A 15,326-nucleotide genomic window follows, 5' to 3' on the forward strand; every position below is an offset into this window, starting at 1 on the left:
TGCGGGGTCAGCCGAGCGACTTGCCGCGCTCCGTCAGGGCCGCCTGCAGCCGTTCCAGGGCCTTCGGGCCCATGCCGTGGAGCTTCTTCAGCTCGCCGACGGGCACCCCGGCCAGCTCGTCGAGCCGCGTGTAGCCGGCGCCGAGCAGCGCGCGGGTGGCGGGAGCACCGATGTTCCGGGGGAGGTCGCCCTGCGGCTGTTCGGTCATGCCGCCGATCCTGCCGCATCCCGCGCCAGCGGCGGGGCGCCGCACCGGAACCCGGCGTGTCGAGGCCCCACGGCGTCCGGGCGGACGGGTACCACGGAGGGGAGGACGGCCGGTCGGGGCCGCCCGCACCGGAGGGAGACGGCATGGACAGCGCCCTGGCAGGGATCGTCGACGCACTGAAGTCGGTCGAGAAGCAGGCCCGGGACACCGCGCTCGCCAAGGCCCGCACCCACCGCGAGCCGGTGCCGCTCGCGGACCAGCCGCACCTGCTGGGCGCGCTGGCCGCAGCCGTCGAGGCGCTCCGGGACGTGGCCGGCACCTTCCCCGACCGGATGCACACCCCCGACGGCAGAGCCTCGCTGCGCACCGCGGCCGAGCGGCTCGGCGCCGCCGCGGACGTGCTGCGCCAGGCCGAGCGGCACGCCGCCGCGGGCGGCGTCTGACCGCCCGACAGCGCGACCCCGGCGCACCCCGGGGGCTCGGGGAACGGCACACCGGGGGACGGGGTGGCCGTACGGGCACGGCCCGCCCCGTGCGGTGCCGATGGCCGGACCGCAGGTCAGGCCCGGTGCGGCCCACCGTCGGCGCGGCCGTGCCGCAGCGTCAGCGCCAGGGCGACCGCCTCCTCCGGGGTGGCCGCCGGGAGGGGACCGGTCTCGGCCGGCGCGTCCGGGAGCGCCCATCCCGCCAGGGACACGACCGGCGTGCCGGTGCGCAGGGCGAGCGCGATCTCGCTGAGCGTGCCCCAGCTGCCGCCGACCGCGATCAGGGCGTCGCAGGCCCGTACGAGCAGCCCGTTGCGCAGCTCGCCGAGGCCGGTGGCGAGGGCCACCGTCAGATGGGGGTTCGCGTCGGTGCGGTCGGCGCCCGGCAGCAGTCCGACGGTGAGGCCGCCGCGGGCGCGGGCCCCGGCCGCGGCCGCCTCCATCACCCCGCCCAGCCCGCCGCAGAGCAGCACCGCGCCGCGCCCGGCCAGCAGTTCGCCGACCCGGCGGGCGAGGTCGCACTCCCCGGGGCTCGCTCCGGCCGGGCCGATCACCCCCACGTAGCGGGCGGCCGCCTCGGCCGGGACCTCCGACGCCACGGCAACCTCCGGGTGCGGGTGCGGGTGCAGTACAGGAAGTATCGGGTGGGGCCGGGCGGCCGTTCCGTCCGGTCCGCCGTCGGAGTGACCAGCACCGCGGCACGGCCGGCCCCCGCTCGGGAGGCCGGCCGCGCCGCGGCGTCGCCGGTCAGTCCTCCAACGCGATGTAGAGGCGGCGGCCCTGCGGGCGGAAGCCGACCCGCTCGTAGACGCGGCGGGAGCCGTCGCCGGAGTACTCCAGCCAGACGGACGAGGCGCCGCGGTCGAACATCGTGCCGGCCAGCTCGGCGGTGACCGCCGCCGCGATGCCGCGGCCGCGGAAGTCGGGCCGGGTGCCGACGCCGGCCAGCTCCGAGGTGCCGACGGCCGGGGCCGAGCAGATCGCGCCGCCGGCGCAGCCGCCGTCCGGGGAGCGGACGAAGCGGACGGCGCCGCCGCCGTCCTCGGTCCGGCGCAGGCGTGCCGCGCCCTCCGGGGAGGAGGTGAACTCGCCGGCGAAGGCCTCGGACAGGGCCGCGTCGATCGCCGTGAAGTCGGCGTCGCCGGCGGGTGCCTCGACCGTCGGCGCGGGCGTGTCGCCGTGCCGGGGCGGGGTCAGGGTGGCGGGGGTGCAGACCAGGTACTCGTGCTCGGCCTCCACGGTGAAGCCGGCCGCGAGCAGTGCCGCCTCCACGAGCGGTGCGGAGTCCGGCGCGAATTCGAGCCGGGGCTTGAGGCCGCGCTCGCGGAAGGCCGCGACCAGACCGGCCACGTCGTCCGCGGTCGGCTCGGCGCCGGGCAGCGGGGTCGCGTAGTTGATGTAGGGGCTGGTGGTGCCGGGGTCGAAGCCCGCGACGAAACCGCCGGTCTCGACGACCTCGGGGCGGCGGCGCAGGTTGGCAACGGCGAAGCTCTGGACAGGGGTGTCCACGGTGATGATGACCTCACGTCAAGACAAGGGTGGGCGCTCGCCCGCAGCGACGGCGGGCAGCACTGGTTGTCGGGCCGGACGGAGCCGGCACCACCGTCGCGGAGGACGGTGGCATGCGGTGCGGTGCACCGCGCGTGGGGCCGCCGTGAGACGGACGTGGTACGTGAGGCTGCGCAACAGGCAGGTGCTCAGTACCGACGGCGGCCGCTGAGGGGCGCCGTGACCATGGACTTCATTCCCTCGGAGTGAGTGCGGCGCTCCCGTGCGGAGCGCGGCTCACACCTTGCCACGCATACGCACCGGCTGGCAACCGTTTTCGGTTGAGCGGGCGTCAGGCGCCCGACCGCCCCTGGCCTGCGGCTGCCGGAAGGTCACCGGTCGCCGTCCTCGCGGTCCTCGCGGTCCTCGTCGTCCGAACCGTCGGTGCCCCGAGTGCCGTTCGCCGAGGCCGGCGGGTCGATGCCCGGCACGGTGGGGTGCTGCGTGCGGCCCCGGCGCCGGCGGCGCCAGAGCAGGGTGGCGCCGCCCACCAGCAGGACGAGGCCGACGGCGGCCAGGACGCCCATCCAGGTCTGCTCGAAGAGGGCGCCGCCGAGGGCGCCGATCAGGGCGTACGCGGCGGCCCACAGCAGGGCGGCCGGTGCCTCGGCCACGGCGAAGCGGCGGACCGGCCAGCCGGAGAGCAGGCAGGCCGCGATCATGAAGATCCGTCCGCCGGGGACGAGCCGGGACGGCACCAGGACGGCCCGGCCGTGCTCGTCCAGCCTGCGCTCGGCCTCCTGGACCCGCGGCTGGTCGAACTTCGGCCGGATCCGCGCCTCCAGCCGTCCGCCCGCCCGGCCGGCGAGTCGGTAGAGGGTGACGTCCCCGCACCACGCGCCGAGGCCGGCGCAGACGACCACCAGCAACAGGTCGCGGGGCACGGCCGAGCTGTGCACGGCGGCCGCGGCGGTCGCGCTGACCAGGACACTGGTCGGGAAGACCGGGACGAGCGACCCGAGCGCCACCAGCAGGAAGAGTGCGGGGAAGCCCACCGACTCGGTGGTGCCGGAGTCCGCGGCCAGGGCCGCCAGCGCCGCGCCGGTCACCGGGCGCACCCCACCGGCCGCCCGGCGGCGGCTGCCGGCTTCCCGGCGCGGTCGGTGTCGACTGGCACGGCTTCGGCGTCCTCACGGATGGGACTACGGGTCGGCCCGGACACTACACGCGAAACGGCGCCGGACCCGGCAGGTGCGGCCGCTCGCCGCGGACGAGCCGCCTGGTCGGACGGGCCGGCGAGGGGCGGCCGCGGCACCCCGGACGCCCGCACCGAGCTGAGCGGACGTCATCGGGTGTCCTGCCCGTGCCGGTTGACGTTCGGTGCGGCCGCGGGCGGCCAGGCCATGGGTTCCTCCGCGACTGGTCATGCACGGGTAAATCTTTCCGACCGTCCCTTGAGATCCAGGTGATCATCGGAATAGATGGCTCACGGCAGTCAACCATCGACGCAGGCCGGGGACTTCCTCCGCCGGCCCGCTCTGCCACGCCCTCGTTGAGCGACACCGACGCTCCATCATCTTCCCGAAGTGGGGGACAGACGTGCCCATAGCACGCAACCGGATCTCCAGGATCGCCGTACCGGCCACCGCCGCACTGATCCTGGGAACCCTCGGGGCGGTCGCCCCGGCCGGCGCTGCCACGCCGACCGGTGAGCAGTCCGCCAAGCCGCTCCCCGGCACCCACCCGGAGTGGGCCACCGCGCAGGCCGACGCCGGAGCCGTACCCGACTCCGCCCCGGCCTCCGCCCGGATCTACCTCACGGGCCAGGACCAGGCCGGCCTCGCGGCCCTGGCCAAGGCGGTCTCCGACCCGAACTCGCCGGCGTACGGGGCGTTCCTCTCCGACGCGCAGGCCGAGACCCGGTTCGGCGCCACCGCCGCGCAGGTCAAGGCGGTCACCGACTGGGTGACCGGCGCGGGCCTCAAGGTCGACGCCACCACCGCGCACTACGTCCAGGTCTCCGGCACCACCGGCGCCCTCGCCAAGGCCTTCGGCACCGGCTTCCGCACCTACCGGACGGAGGAGGGCCTGCACCGGGCCGCCGCGAAGGACGCCGTCGTCCCGGCCTCGGCGGCCGGCGCGGTGCTCGCCGTCAGCGGCCTCAGCGACGCCCTGCACAAGAACACCTCGCACGCCGTCTCCGTGCGCGAGGCCGAGGCCCGTGCCCAGGCCGGCGCCAAGTCCGCCCAGCTGGCCGCCCCGGCCAAGAAGGCGCCGGCGACCCTGCCGACCGTGCCGACCTGCTCCGAGGACGGCTACGGCTCGAAGACCGCCAAGGGCGCGCCGGACGGCTACGAGAAGAACGAGCCCTTCGCCCCCTGCTCCTACGTGCCGAGCCAGCTGCGCAAGGCGTACGGCGTGACCGACGCCAAGGTGTCCGGCAAGGGCGCCCGGATCGCGATCATCGACGCGTACGGCCTCGCCAGCATGGAGCAGGACGCCAACCACTTCTCCACGCTGCACGGCGACAAGCCGTTCGCGGCCGGGCAGTACCGCGAGTTCGTCACCCCGGACAAGTGGACCCACCAGGACGAGTGCGGCGGCCCGGCCGGCTGGGCCGGCGAGGAGGCGCTCGACGTCGAGATGGCGCACGGCCTCGCGCCGGACGCCCAGGTGGTCTACGTCGGCGGCAACTCCTGCTACGACCAGGACCTCTACGACGCCATGGCCAAGGTCGTCGACGGGCACCTGGCCGACGTGGTCTCCAACTCCTGGGGCGAGATCATGCACGGCACCGGCGGGGACCTCGACCCCGCGGTGGTCGCCGCCGACAACCAGCTGTTCCAGCGCGCCGCGGTGACCGGCATCGGCTTCACCTTCTCCTCCGGCGACTGCGGCGACAGCTCGCCGGGCGCCGCGGCCACCGGCGTCAACTGCCAGGCCGACACCACCCAGGCGCAGACCGACTGGCCGTCCTCCTCGCCGTGGGTCACCTCGGTCGGCGGTACGGCGCTCGAACTCGCCGACAAGGCCGGCCACTACGGCCACGAGGTCTCGATGGGCGACCAGCGGTCCGTCCTGTCCGACGACCAGAAGTCCTGGACGCCCTTCCCCGGCAAGTTCTACTTCGGCGGTGGCGGCGGCGTCTCCAAGGACTTCGCCCAGCCGTGGTACCAGCAGGGCGTCGTGCCGGACCGGATCGCCAAGACCGCGGCCGACGGCACCACGTCCGCGACCCCGCTGCGCGCCACCCCGGACGTCGCGATGAGCGGCGACCTGGTCGCCGCCACCCTGGTCGGCTACACCAACGACGGCGCCTACAGCGAGGGCGGCTACGGCGGCACCTCGGTCTCCGCGCCGGAGTACGCGGCGATGCTCGCCGACGCGGTGCAGGCCCGCGGCGGCCGGGCGATCGGCTTCGCCAACCCGGCGATCTACGACCGGGCCGCCGGCGGCGCCTTCCACGACGTCAACGACGCCGCGGTGCACAACAAGTTCGGCAACGTGGTCGACCTCGGCCTGGTCGGCGGCGCGCTGAAGGTCCGGCTGTACAAGATCGCGGCCGACTACGGCCTGTCGGCGGCCAAGGGCTACGACACGGCCACCGGCGTCGGCACCCCCGGCAGGGACTTCTTCAACTCCTTCCGGCTGCCGCACCACCGGTGACCGCTCGCCGGGACGGCATGGCCCCCGGGCCACGCCGTCCCGGCACCCGATCTGCCGCGCGCCCGGTGGCGAGAGGACACCGGGCGCGCGGCCGTTTCAGCGTGATCTTGCGAGGAACCCCGGCCGTCTACGGCTGGGAGGAATCGCATCCTTCGTGCTGCGGCGCGGAGCGCCGCAGCATCGCTCCGGAAAGCTGGACGGTCAGTCGGGTCGCTTCTGGTTCTCGGTGTACTCCTTGACGATGCTCAGCGGCGCGCCGCCGCAGGAGGCGGCGAAGTGGCTGGGGGACCAGAAGTGTTCGCCCCACAGGTACTTGTGGATGTGGCTCGGGAACTCCTGGCGGAGCCTGCGGGCGGAGACACCCTTGAGTGAGCCGACCAGCCGGGACAGGGCAACCTTCGGCGGGTAGTGCACGAGCAGACGGACGTGAGCAGGCGCTCACCGCGCTGCAGGCGCTCCAGGGGTACACCCTCAAGCCCGCCTGGGCCGCCGGGGAGGAGCACCTGGTCGGGCGGCTCGCCGTCGGGCGGCGCGCCGACCTCACCGTCCTCGCCGAGGACCCGCTCACCGTGGCCGACGGCGACCTCGCCGCGCTCCCGGTGCGGCTGACCGTCGTCGACGGCCGCCCGACCCACCGGGCGGCGGACCTCTGACGGCCGCCCGATCCGTTTCGGCCCGGCCACCCGGCCGTCACTGCGGGGCGCGCTTGCCGGTGAGCACCCAGCGGACGTCGACGAACCCGCTCTGCTGCTGGGCCAGCCGGCCGTTCTCGACCTGCTGGAAGGTCACCCAGGTGTTCGTCAGCCGCGGCGACTCGGCGCTCGGCAGCATGCTCCCCATGCCCCAGTCCAGCGGCGGGGTGACACCGCCGGTGTCCAGCGAGTCCCCGCTGTCGAGCTGGTTGCGCAGCGTCTTCGCGGTCAGCGGCAGGCCGGCCGAGGCCAGCCGGTCGGCCGCCTGGAAGAAGACCTGGTAGGCGACCCAGGTGGTCTGCACCCCCAGGTCGGAGGCGTCCACCGGCGAGCCGGCCGGCGTGCCCTGCAGGGTGTGCCGCAGCTCGTCCCAGACCGCGGAGGACTCCGGCGGGTACCAGCCGGTCACCAGGGCGCCCTCCAGCGGGCCCGCCTTGCCCCCGGTGGCGTCCACCACCGACTGCTGGACGCCGCCGAGCACCGCCCCGAGCCTGGTCCGGGCCGGGGCGAGCCTGCGGTAGGCGTCCAGCAGCCCCCGGGTCTGCTCGACGCCGAGCGCCGTGGTCACGCAGGCGTCCTTGTGGTCCCCGCCGACGGCGGCCCGGGCGAGCGCGGCGAAGTCCGGTGCCTTCTCCGCGGCCTTCACGTCGGTGAGCGGCACGCCGGCCGGCCGCAGCGCCCCGGACAGGTAGCGGGTGAGGGTGTCGCCCGTCCGGTTGTCGGGCCGCACCAGCGCGATCGACCGGCAGCCCGCCGCGACCAGTTGACGGCCGCTGCCCGCGATCAGCGCCGGTGTCCCGCCCGCCACCGGATAGGAGAGCGGGCTGGAGAACTCCGGCCCCGACAGCCCGTAGCCGCCCAGGTAGGGGATGCCCGCCGACTCCAGGGCCGGCATGAAGTCCTCGGCGTGCCGGCTGTACGAGCCGATCACCGCGACGGCGTGGGCGTCCACGGCCTGCCGGGCACAGGCGGTCGCGCCCTCGGCGGTGTCCTGCTCGTTGCAGGTGAGCACGTGCAGCCGACGGCCGCCGAAACCGCCCGAGGCGCTGACGGACCGTCCGATCGCCTCGGCCAGGGCGGTACTGCCCGACCGGTCGGCGGCGCCGGTGCCGGACGGGGCCATGGTCAGCACGGTCACCCCGGCGCCCTCCGCGGCACCGGCGCCGCCCGCGCACCCGGTCAGGTCGAGCAGCGCCGGGAGCAGTGCCGCGGCCGCCACCAACCGCCCGGCCCGCCCCGCCCGTGTGCCCGCCGTGTCCTGCCGGCCGATCCGCCCCGCCATACCCGCGCCCCTCCCGTGGTCCGCCCGATGTCGGGGGCAAGCCAAGCGAGCGCACCGCACGTCCAGGCGGCCAACGGGCGAACAGCGAGGGGTGTTCCGGGGAAGAGCAGGTCGCTCCGCAAACGTACCACCGGGCCTGCAGGGAGCGTCCCGTGACGGACCGTCAGAACATGTCCGCTGGTCAGCGACGGTTTCGGCGCCGTACCGCCGCACGGTGCCCGCTCCGGCATGTTCGGCCAACTCGGGATGCGGTCGTCGCGATCGGCCGTCGCGCCCCGGCCGGCCGGACGGCGGCCGCGTGGCGCGGGGGAGCGGCCGGGGCAGGCGCATCCGGCCGCCGTGCGGGGCGGGCGGTGCGGCGTAGCGTGGTGAGGGTGGCCCGTCAGCACGGCGGCGTTCCCGGGGGCATCCGGTGACGCCGCTCGTCTCCCGCCGCGCCGTGCTGCTGGGCGCCGCCGGCGGAGTGCTCGCCGCGTGCAGCAGCACGCCGGCCGGCCGACCCCGCCGGAGCGCCGCGACCGCGGCCGAGGCGCTGCGGTCGGAGGGCGGTGTCCGGCTGCCCGTGGTGCTGGCCGTGCACCCCGCGACGGCGATCGGCCGCAGCGCGACCCGGGCCGAACTGGAGGCCGTGCACGCGGGCGGCGCCGACAGCTGGCAGGGACTGCGGGTGGTGCGCGGGCCGGGCGCGGTGGGCGCGGCGGCCGCGGCCAAGGACGTCGTCGCGGTGGTGACGGCGGACGCGGTGGTGCCCGGCACCGCCGTCGTGCCGGTGGACGGCGTGGACCCGCTGACCGCCCCGGCCGGCTACCCCGTCACCGCAGCGGTGGACGCCGTGACCGCCCCCGACCCGGTGGTCACCAGCCTGTGGACCGGTGACCTGATGCTCGGCCGCCGGGTCGGCGCGGGCATGGCGGCGTCCGGCGACTGGGAGCGCCCGTTCTCGCAGACCGCGGAACGGCTGGCCGCCGCCGGGCTGACCGTCGGGAACCTGGAGTGCACCCTCTCCAAGGAGGGCCGGGCCACGCACGGCGGCGACTCCTTCGGTGCCGACCCGCGCGCCCTCGCCGGCCCCCGCCGCGCCGGCTACGACGTCCTCACCCTCGGCAACAACCACCTGGGCGACTACGGCCCGGACGCCCTCGTCCGGACGGTGGCGATCGCCCGCGGCGAGGGCTTCGCCACCACCGGCGCCGGTGCGGACATCGCGGCCGCCCGCGAGCCGGCCCTGGCGACGGCGGGCGGGCTGCGCTTCGCCGTCCTGGCGTTCTGCGCGGTCGGCGAGTCCCCGGAGGCGGGCCCGGCCACGCCCGGGGTGGTGTGGCAGCGGATGCCGCCGATCACCGGCCCGCTCTCCGAGGGCGACCTCGCGGCGCTGGAGGCGTCCGTCCGTGCCGCCCGCCCCGCCGCCGACGTGCTGGTCGTCGTCCCGCACTGGGGCCGGGAGTACTCGCACCGGCCGGTCGCCGAGCAGTACACCGTCGGCCACCGGCTGATCGACGCCGGGGCCGACGCGGTGGTCGGCATGCACCAGCACTGGGTGCAGCCCGTCGAGATCTACCGCGGCCGCCCGATCGTGCACGGCCTCGGCAACTTCGTCTTCGACATGACCTTCTCCGAACAGGTCCAGCAGGCCGTCGTTGTCGAACTCGTGCACTGGGGGCGGATCGTGAAGGGCGTCCGGGCGATGCCGGTGCGGATCGGCGACGGCGGCGTGCCGCGCTTCCTCGACCCGGCCGGCGCCGAGGGCCGCACCATCCTCGGCACCGTCTGGGGCTGACGGTTCGTCACCCACCGGACCGGGCAGGGGAAACGGTCACCGCAAGGCGCCGCGCGCCCCTACCATCGGCTGACCGATCGGTTCGGCGGACAGGGGGCGGTCGTGGAGACTGCGGCGGACACGGCACGGATCGTCAACGCGCTCGCGGAGCGCTGGGCGCACGGACTCGGCGGCACCGGCCGCAGCACGGTGTTCACGGCCGTCGGCGTCTGGCCGCTGCTCGGCTTCCTGGCCGCCGGCGCGGACGGCGCCGCCCGCAAGGAACTGGAGGAGGCGCTCGGCCTGCCCGCCGAGGAGGCCGCCCGGCGCGGACGGGAACTCCTCGCCCTGCTGCGCGACGTGCCCGGCGCCGGCGCCGCCGTCGGCCTGTGGACCGCCGGCGGCATCCGGCCCGAACCGGCCTGGCTGGCCGAGGTCGGCGGGCACACCCGCGGCACCCTCAAGGGCGTGCCCGCGATCGACAGGCTCGTTCTCGACCGGTGGGCCCGGAAGCACACCGGCGGCCTCGTCCGGTCCATGCCCCTGGACGTCGGCCCCGGCCTGCTGCTCGTGCTGGCCAGTGCCGTGGCCGTCCGCACCCGCTGGCGCCACGCCTTCGGGGAGACCTGGCGGCACTCCGGCTCCGGCCCGTGGGCCGGCCGCGCGATCGCCGCACTCGGGCTCGACAGCACCGAGCTGTTCGACCACCTGGCCGTCGCCGAGACCGCCGCGGGCCCGGTCACCGAGGTGCGCCTGCCCGGCACCGCCGAGACCGACGTCCACCTGCTGCTCGGCGCCGAGGACGCCCCGCTCGGCGAGGTCCTCGCGGCGGGCGTGGCCCTGCTGGACGGCCGCGCCCGGCGCATCCCGGCGGCCGGGCTGCCGACCGGCGGACAGTGGCCGGGCCTGACGATCGACACCTGGGACAGCACCACCCCCGGGAACCGGCTGGACCTCACCACCGCGGCCTTCACCGTCGACACCACCCACGACCTGCTCGAACGGGCGGAGACCTTCGGCCTCGCGGCGGCCCGGGACCAGGACTCCTTCCCGGGGATCTGCCGCACCCCGCCGCTGCGGGTCACCCAGGCCAAGCAGCGGGCCACCGCCGTCTTCGGCGCGCGCGGCTTCGAAGCCGCCGCCGTCACCGCCGTCGGTATGAGCCGCGGTATGCCCGCACCCCCGTCCGTCCTGCACCGGGTCACCGTCGCCCGGGCCTGCGTCGACCGGCCGTTCGCCTTCCTCGCCGTGCACCGGCCGACCGGCCTGGTGCTGGCCGGCGGCTGGATCACCGAGCCCGCGGACACCCACCCGTCGGTGTGAGGCCCTACCCTGCCGGGCATGGCCGACGAGATGTGGGCGGGCGTCCGGGAACGGGTCGAGGCGCTGGACGGAGCACCCGGACCCTTCGGTGCGGCCTCACACCGGTTCCGTCTCGACCCCGTCCTCGCACCGGCGGAGGTCGAGGCCCTGCAGGACTGGCTCGGCACGGCACTGCCCGAGGAGTACCGCACCTTCCTGCTGGAGGTCGGCGCGGGCGGCGCCGGCCCCGCGTACGGGGTGTTCCCGGTCGGCCGCACCGGGGGCCGGTGGGCCTGGTCCGGCGAGGGCGCCGACCTGTCCGACCTCGACCGGGCCGCCGAACCCTTCCCCGCCACCGGCCCCGACCCGGACGCCCTCGCCGCACTGGAGGCCGAGCGACCGGACGAGGAGTCCTTCACGGACGAGGACGAGTACGACACCGCCGTGGCGGAGTGGCACCGCCGCGGGCGCGCGCTGCTGTGGGCCGCGGACCGCACGGTCGGCGCGATCGTCCTCTGCCACCTCGGCTGCGGCCGGCGCGAGTGGCTGGTCGTCAGCGGCCCCGAACGCGGCCGCATGTGGTCCGACGGCCGCGCCGACGAACTCGACCTCGCCCCGCTCCTCGACGGCGCCGGCCGACCCGTCACCTTCGCCCGCTGGTACCTCGACTGGCTCGACGCGGCCGAGCGGCACCCCAGCCGGCCGGCGGCCTGAGCCCCGGCCCCGGGCGCGCCGCCCGGACCGGACGAGCCGGTGCGCCGCCCCGGCCCGCCCCGCGCCCGCCGTCCGGAGGACCCCGCAGCCCCCACCGGCGCGGCGGCGGCGCCCGTACGAGCGGCTGTCCGAGCATGGGGCGAATGACGAGACGAACCCGGGCCACGGCGGCGGCCTGCACCGCCGCCGTCCTGCTGCTCCTCGCCGGTGCGCCCGCCGGTGCCGCCGCCCCCGCCGGCGCAGTGCCCACCCCGCCGGACCCGTACTTCCCGCTCAGCGGCAACCAGGGGTACGACGTCCGCCACTACGACCTCGACCTCGACTTCACCCCGGCGAACCACCTGCTCGACGCCCGGGCCACCATCACCGCGACCGCCGACCGCCCGCTGTCCTCCTTCCGCCTGGACTACTCGGGGCCCGCCGTCCTGCAGGTCCTGGTCGACGGCCGGCCCGCCGCCCACCGGCGCGACGGCCAGAAGCTGACGGTCGCCCCCGCCCGTCCGATCCGTCCCGGCGCGCCGTTCACCGTCGTCGTCCGCTACCGGGGCACCCCCGAGCGGATCTCCGACCCGGCGCTCGGCGACTACGGCTGGCTCAGCACCCCGGACGGCGCCGTCGCCCTCAACGAGCCGGACGGCGCCCGCACCTGGTACCCGCTCAACGACGACCTGCGCGACAAGGCCACCTACACCTTCCGGATCACCACCCCGACCGGGGTCACCGCCCTCGCCAACGGCGAACCGGCCGGCCCGCCGGAGACCCGGGACGGCCGCACCACCGTCACCTGGCAGATGCGCAAGCCGATGGCCGGCTACCTGTCGATGGTTGCGATCGGCGACTTCCGGGTCACCCGCAGCACCGACGACGGCCTGCTCAACATCACCGCCGTCGACCCCGCCCTCGGCGACGACGCCCTGCTGCACCGGACCACCGCCCAGGCGGTCGCCTGGGAGAAGAAACGCTTCGGCGCGTACCCGTTCGACTCGACCGGCGGCATCGTGGACCGGATCGACGTCGGCTACGCGCTGGAGACCCAGAGCCGCCCGGTCTACGACGGCGGCACCGACGAACTCACCGTCGTCCACGAGATCGCCCACCAGTGGTACGGCGACAGCGTCACCCCCTCCACCTGGCGCGACATCTGGCTCAACGAGGGCTTCGCCGCCTACACCGAGTGGCTCTGGCAGGAGGACCACGGCGGCCCGACCGCACAGCAGGTCTTCGACACCTACTACGAGACGCCCGCCGGCGACCCGTTCTGGAGCCTGAAGACCGGCGACCCCGGCCGCGACGAGATGTTCAACTTCGACGCCGTCTACGTCCGCGGCGCGATGACCCTGCACGCCCTGCGCACCACCATCGGCGACCACGACTTCTTCGAACTGCTCCGCACCTGGGCCCGCACGTACCGGTACGGCACCGTGGACACCGGCGACCTGCTCCGCCTCGCGGAGAAGATCTCGCACCGCAGGCTCGGCCCGCTCTTCGACGCCTGGCTCCACACGGCCGCCAAGCCCCCGCTGCCGCCGCACTGACCATCCGTCCGGGACGCCGGCGGCGCGCCACCGCGGACCGCGGTGCGCACCGCCGGCGCAGGCCGTTCCGTGGCGCGGCGTCAGGTGGTCCCGCCGGCCGCCCCGGTGGGAACCGACCCCCTGTCCGGTCCCTGACGACTCGCCCCGCACACCGTGGTTGACCGGGCCCGGGACGGGGCAGAGATCCGGTACGCGTGAGGAACGGCGCAGGTGGGCGGAGGTCCCGCCGTGCCGGTGACCGAGGAGGTGACGGTGATGATCAGGATCAAGGTGGTGTCACGCCCCGTCCGGGGCAAGCCGCGGCCTCCGCTCGATCTGCGGACCCCGTCGGGCCGGCCGCTGCCGTACTGAGCACCGTCCGCGCGCCGCGGTGCACCCGCAGGGCGGGGGCACCCCGGCCGCGGCGGGGGCCGCACACCGCGGGGTTTGCGGGGGGCCGGGCCGGGCAGGCGGAGATTCCCGCTTCGTGGACGAAACGGGAGGCGGGCCGCACACGTCCCGCCCCGGCCGGGCGCAGTAGCCTGTATGGTTCTGCGCCCCACACGGCGAAGGGAGCCTGCCATGGCCCATGCCGACCGCGACCTCGCCATGCTCGGCGAGAACGTCGAACCCGCCGGCGCCCTGAAACCCGAGACCCTCGACCGGGTCCGCGCGGTGGTGACCGAACACGCCCGCGACGGGGACGACCGCCGCCTGCTGCTGGACGCCCTGGGCCTGGCCGGCGAGGAACCGGCCGCCCACGACGGACCGGCGGACACCACCCGGACGGAGGACCCGGAGAGCGGCGGGCGGCCGCATCCGTCACACTGACGGCCCCGCGGGTCGACGGACACCCCCGTCCGGCCCCGTCCGGCCCCGACCGAGGAGGAGCGATGGCGTTCCCGCACCACCCTCACCGCGTGCCCGAGGACAAGCCCGGGACACCGCGGCACGACCGCGCCGTGCTCGGCGCCCTCGGGGCGCTGATCGACGACCTCGCCGCCCTCGGCACCGGACACACCCGCCCCGAGGACCCTGACGCCGGCGAGCCCGCCGAAGCCCCCCGCCCCCGGGAACGCCGCGCCTCCGTCCGCCCCGCCCCACGCGCGGACGACCTCACCGCCACCGCCTGACCCCACCAGGCCGGACGGCGCCCTCAGGGGTGCCACGCAGGGTCCGCGGGATCCGGTCGGGCGGGGTCCGTGACGGCTCAGGCCGGTGTCGGGGTGGATCCCGGCAGGGGGAGCACGGCCCAGACCGTCTTGCCCGTGGGGTGCGCGGCCACGCCCCAGGAGGTGCTGAGGCGTTCGACGATGAAGAGTCCGTGGCCGCTCGGCCGTGCCGCGTCGTGCGGTGGCCGCGACAGCGGCAGCGCCGCGCCACCGTCGACCACCTCGATCCGGACGGCCGCACCTGCCGCCGAGAGCGTCATCTCCACCGGGCCACCCGCGTGCTGGACGGCGTTGGCGAGCAGTTCCGCCACGACCAGACGGACGTTGTCGGCGGCGACGCCGACCGGGGCCACACCCCAGGAGGCGAGCGTCGCCTCGGCGAACTGCCGCCCGGCGCGGGTCGGTCCGCCGCCGAGGGCGATCGTCGTGCGGGCGGCGACGGCGTCCAGCCCGTCCACCGTCGTCCCCTCGCGGCTGCTGCTGCCGGTGGCCGCCGTCACGGTCGTCGCCCGCTGCCTCCGGCCCGGAACTCCGCGGCGGAGCCGAGTACGGCGAAGACGGTGTCGGCGCCGGTCATGTCCAGCAGGCGCCTCATCTGCGGCGGCAGCGAGGAGAGCACCAGCCGCACACCCCGCGCCTGGGCGCGGGTCCGCAGCCGGAGCAGCAGGTTGAGCCCGGAGGAGTCGCAGAAGCCGACCCCGGACAGGTCCACGCACAGGTCGGTGGCCGCCGCGTCCAGTGCCGCCTCCAGGTCGGGGCGGACGGCGCGGGCGCCGTCCAGGTCCAGGTCGCCCTCGACGGTGCAGACGAGCGCACCGTCGAAGGCCGCTGCCACGGCGATGCGGACGCCGGCGTCCGCCGCCGATCCGGTCGCCAGGTCGGTGTCGCCGGTGCCCATGTGCGCTGCCCTCCCGCCGCGGCCCTGCGCGGTGCCGCCGTGCCGTCCATCGCCTTCCGTGGGGATGCGTATCACCCGCATGGATTCGTACCACACGTCCGCGCGCCGATTCGCCCTCCACCGGTCCGTCCGGGCCGCGCCGGCCGCCG

At 76.1% G+C, this 15,326-nt stretch carries 16 protein-coding genes and 1 pseudogene; 9 read left to right on the forward strand and 8 right to left on the reverse strand.

Annotation, left to right across the window (positions count from 1 at the left end):
• Window positions 1-7: 7 nt before the first annotated feature.
• The gene (locus IE98_RS0112400) at window positions 8-208 is read right to left on the reverse strand and encodes a helix-hairpin-helix domain-containing protein (RefSeq protein WP_030268180.1); all 201 of its coding nucleotides are present in this window, start codon (window positions 206-208) and stop codon (window positions 8-10) included.
• Between the two features lie 143 nt (window positions 209-351).
• Here IE98_RS0112400 and IE98_RS0112405 point away from each other — a divergent pair, with 143 nt between their 5' ends.
• The gene (locus IE98_RS0112405) at window positions 352-651 is read left to right on the forward strand and encodes a hypothetical protein (RefSeq protein WP_030268183.1); all 300 of its coding nucleotides are present in this window, start codon (window positions 352-354) and stop codon (window positions 649-651) included.
• 116 nt (window positions 652-767) lie between these two features.
• On the opposite strand, the gene IE98_RS0112410 is transcribed toward IE98_RS0112405, so the two are convergent.
• The 3 genes from IE98_RS0112410 to IE98_RS0112420 form a co-directional block, all read right to left on the reverse strand.
• On the reverse strand, window positions 768-1,292 hold the full coding sequence (locus IE98_RS0112410; RefSeq protein WP_052390444.1) for a TIGR00725 family protein: 525 nt from the start codon (window positions 1,290-1,292) through the stop codon (window positions 768-770).
• A 148-nt stretch (window positions 1,293-1,440) separates the two neighbouring features.
• Complete coding sequence (locus IE98_RS0112415; protein ID WP_030268187.1) at window positions 1,441-2,202, reverse strand: GNAT family N-acetyltransferase; 762 nt, start codon at window positions 2,200-2,202, stop codon at window positions 1,441-1,443.
• A gap of 371 nt (window positions 2,203-2,573) precedes the next feature.
• Window positions 2,574-3,290 carry a DedA family protein gene (locus IE98_RS0112420; protein WP_324605763.1) on the reverse strand — a complete coding sequence of 239 codons (717 nt, stop codon included), beginning with the start codon at window positions 3,288-3,290 and terminating at the stop codon, window positions 2,574-2,576.
• Between the two features lie 490 nt (window positions 3,291-3,780).
• Here IE98_RS0112420 and IE98_RS0112425 point away from each other — a divergent pair, with 490 nt between their 5' ends.
• On the forward strand, window positions 3,781-5,847 hold the full coding sequence (locus IE98_RS0112425; protein WP_052390445.1) for a S53 family peptidase: 2,067 nt from the start codon (window positions 3,781-3,783) through the stop codon (window positions 5,845-5,847).
• A 201-nt stretch (window positions 5,848-6,048) separates the two neighbouring features.
• On the opposite strand, the pseudogene tnpA reads toward IE98_RS0112425, so the two are convergent.
• Window positions 6,049-6,276 (reverse strand): annotated as a pseudogene (gene tnpA, locus IE98_RS0112430) (IS200/IS605 family transposase); the annotation flags it as partial.
• Here tnpA and IE98_RS46200 point away from each other — a divergent pair.
• A complete protein-coding gene (locus tag IE98_RS46200) occupies window positions 6,216-6,500 on the forward strand; it encodes an amidohydrolase family protein (RefSeq protein WP_078660964.1) in 285 nt (94 codons plus the stop codon). The pseudogene tnpA and the gene IE98_RS46200 overlap by 61 nt on opposite strands.
• A 37-nt stretch (window positions 6,501-6,537) precedes the next feature.
• Here the strand turns inward: IE98_RS46200 and IE98_RS0112440 are convergent, their stop codons facing one another.
• Window positions 6,538-7,821 (reverse strand): ABC transporter substrate-binding protein, encoded by a 1,284-nt coding sequence (locus IE98_RS0112440; protein ID WP_043174012.1) that lies wholly within the window; start codon window positions 7,819-7,821, stop codon window positions 6,538-6,540.
• Between the two features lie 412 nt (window positions 7,822-8,233).
• Between IE98_RS0112440 and IE98_RS44515 the strand changes: the two genes are divergently transcribed.
• The 6 genes from IE98_RS44515 (at window position 8,234) to IE98_RS0112475 (ending at window position 14,240) form a co-directional block, all read left to right on the forward strand.
• On the forward strand, window positions 8,234-9,598 hold the full coding sequence (locus IE98_RS44515; protein WP_052390446.1) for a CapA family protein: 1,365 nt from the start codon (window positions 8,234-8,236) through the stop codon (window positions 9,596-9,598).
• Between the two features lie 102 nt (window positions 9,599-9,700).
• Window positions 9,701-10,900 carry a serpin family protein gene (locus tag IE98_RS0112450; RefSeq protein WP_030268197.1) on the forward strand — a complete coding sequence of 400 codons (1,200 nt, stop codon included), beginning with the start codon at window positions 9,701-9,703 and terminating at the stop codon, window positions 10,898-10,900.
• Window positions 10,901-10,918: 18 nt separating this feature from the next.
• Window positions 10,919-11,593, forward strand: coding sequence for an SMI1/KNR4 family protein (locus IE98_RS0112455; RefSeq protein WP_030268199.1), 675 nt, complete (start codon window positions 10,919-10,921; stop codon window positions 11,591-11,593).
• A 143-nt stretch (window positions 11,594-11,736) separates the two neighbouring features.
• Complete coding sequence (locus IE98_RS0112460) at window positions 11,737-13,128, forward strand: M1 family metallopeptidase (protein WP_030268201.1); 1,392 nt, start codon at window positions 11,737-11,739, stop codon at window positions 13,126-13,128.
• A 561-nt stretch (window positions 13,129-13,689) separates the two neighbouring features.
• On the forward strand, window positions 13,690-13,938 hold the full coding sequence (locus tag IE98_RS0112470; protein WP_030268203.1) for a hypothetical protein: 249 nt from the start codon (window positions 13,690-13,692) through the stop codon (window positions 13,936-13,938).
• A gap of 62 nt (window positions 13,939-14,000) precedes the next feature.
• Window positions 14,001-14,240 carry a hypothetical protein gene (locus tag IE98_RS0112475; protein WP_030268205.1) on the forward strand — a complete coding sequence of 80 codons (240 nt, stop codon included), beginning with the start codon at window positions 14,001-14,003 and terminating at the stop codon, window positions 14,238-14,240.
• A gap of 77 nt (window positions 14,241-14,317) precedes the next feature.
• Here IE98_RS0112475 and IE98_RS44520 read toward each other — a convergent pair whose 3' ends face one another.
• Window positions 14,318-14,779 (reverse strand): ATP-binding protein, encoded by a 462-nt coding sequence (locus IE98_RS44520; protein ID WP_052390447.1) that lies wholly within the window; start codon window positions 14,777-14,779, stop codon window positions 14,318-14,320.
• Window positions 14,776-15,177: an STAS domain-containing protein gene (locus IE98_RS0112485; RefSeq protein ID WP_052390448.1), complete on the reverse strand. Its 402-nt coding sequence runs from the start codon at window positions 15,175-15,177 to the stop codon at window positions 14,776-14,778. The genes IE98_RS44520 and IE98_RS0112485 overlap by 4 nt, the downstream gene beginning before the upstream one ends.
• Between the last annotated feature and the right edge of the window lie 149 nt (window positions 15,178-15,326).

The organism is Streptomyces sp. NRRL B-24484 (genome assembly GCF_000717715.1).
In the GTDB taxonomy this organism is placed as follows: Bacteria; Actinomycetota; Actinomycetes; order Streptomycetales; family Streptomycetaceae; genus Kitasatospora.

Excerpts from the sequence above, each read along its gene's own strand:
- IE98_RS0112400 (WP_030268180.1), bottom strand. The coding sequence starts at position 208 with ATGACCGAACAGCCGCAGGGCGACCTCCCCCGGAACATCGGTGCTCCC.
- IE98_RS0112405 (WP_030268183.1), top strand. The coding sequence starts at position 352 with ATGGACAGCGCCCTGGCAGGGATCGTCGACGCACTGAAGTCGGTCGAG.
- IE98_RS0112440 (WP_043174012.1), bottom strand. The coding sequence starts at position 7,821 with ATGGCGGGGCGGATCGGCCGGCAGGACACGGCGGGCACACGGGCGGGG.
- IE98_RS0112455 (WP_030268199.1), top strand. The coding sequence starts at position 10,919 with ATGGCCGACGAGATGTGGGCGGGCGTCCGGGAACGGGTCGAGGCGCTG.
- IE98_RS0112460 (WP_030268201.1), top strand. The coding sequence starts at position 11,737 with ATGACGAGACGAACCCGGGCCACGGCGGCGGCCTGCACCGCCGCCGTC.
- IE98_RS0112470 (WP_030268203.1), top strand. The coding sequence starts at position 13,690 with ATGGCCCATGCCGACCGCGACCTCGCCATGCTCGGCGAGAACGTCGAA.
- IE98_RS0112475 (WP_030268205.1), top strand. The coding sequence starts at position 14,001 with ATGGCGTTCCCGCACCACCCTCACCGCGTGCCCGAGGACAAGCCCGGG.
- IE98_RS0112485 (WP_052390448.1), bottom strand. The coding sequence starts at position 15,177 with ATGGGCACCGGCGACACCGACCTGGCGACCGGATCGGCGGCGGACGCC.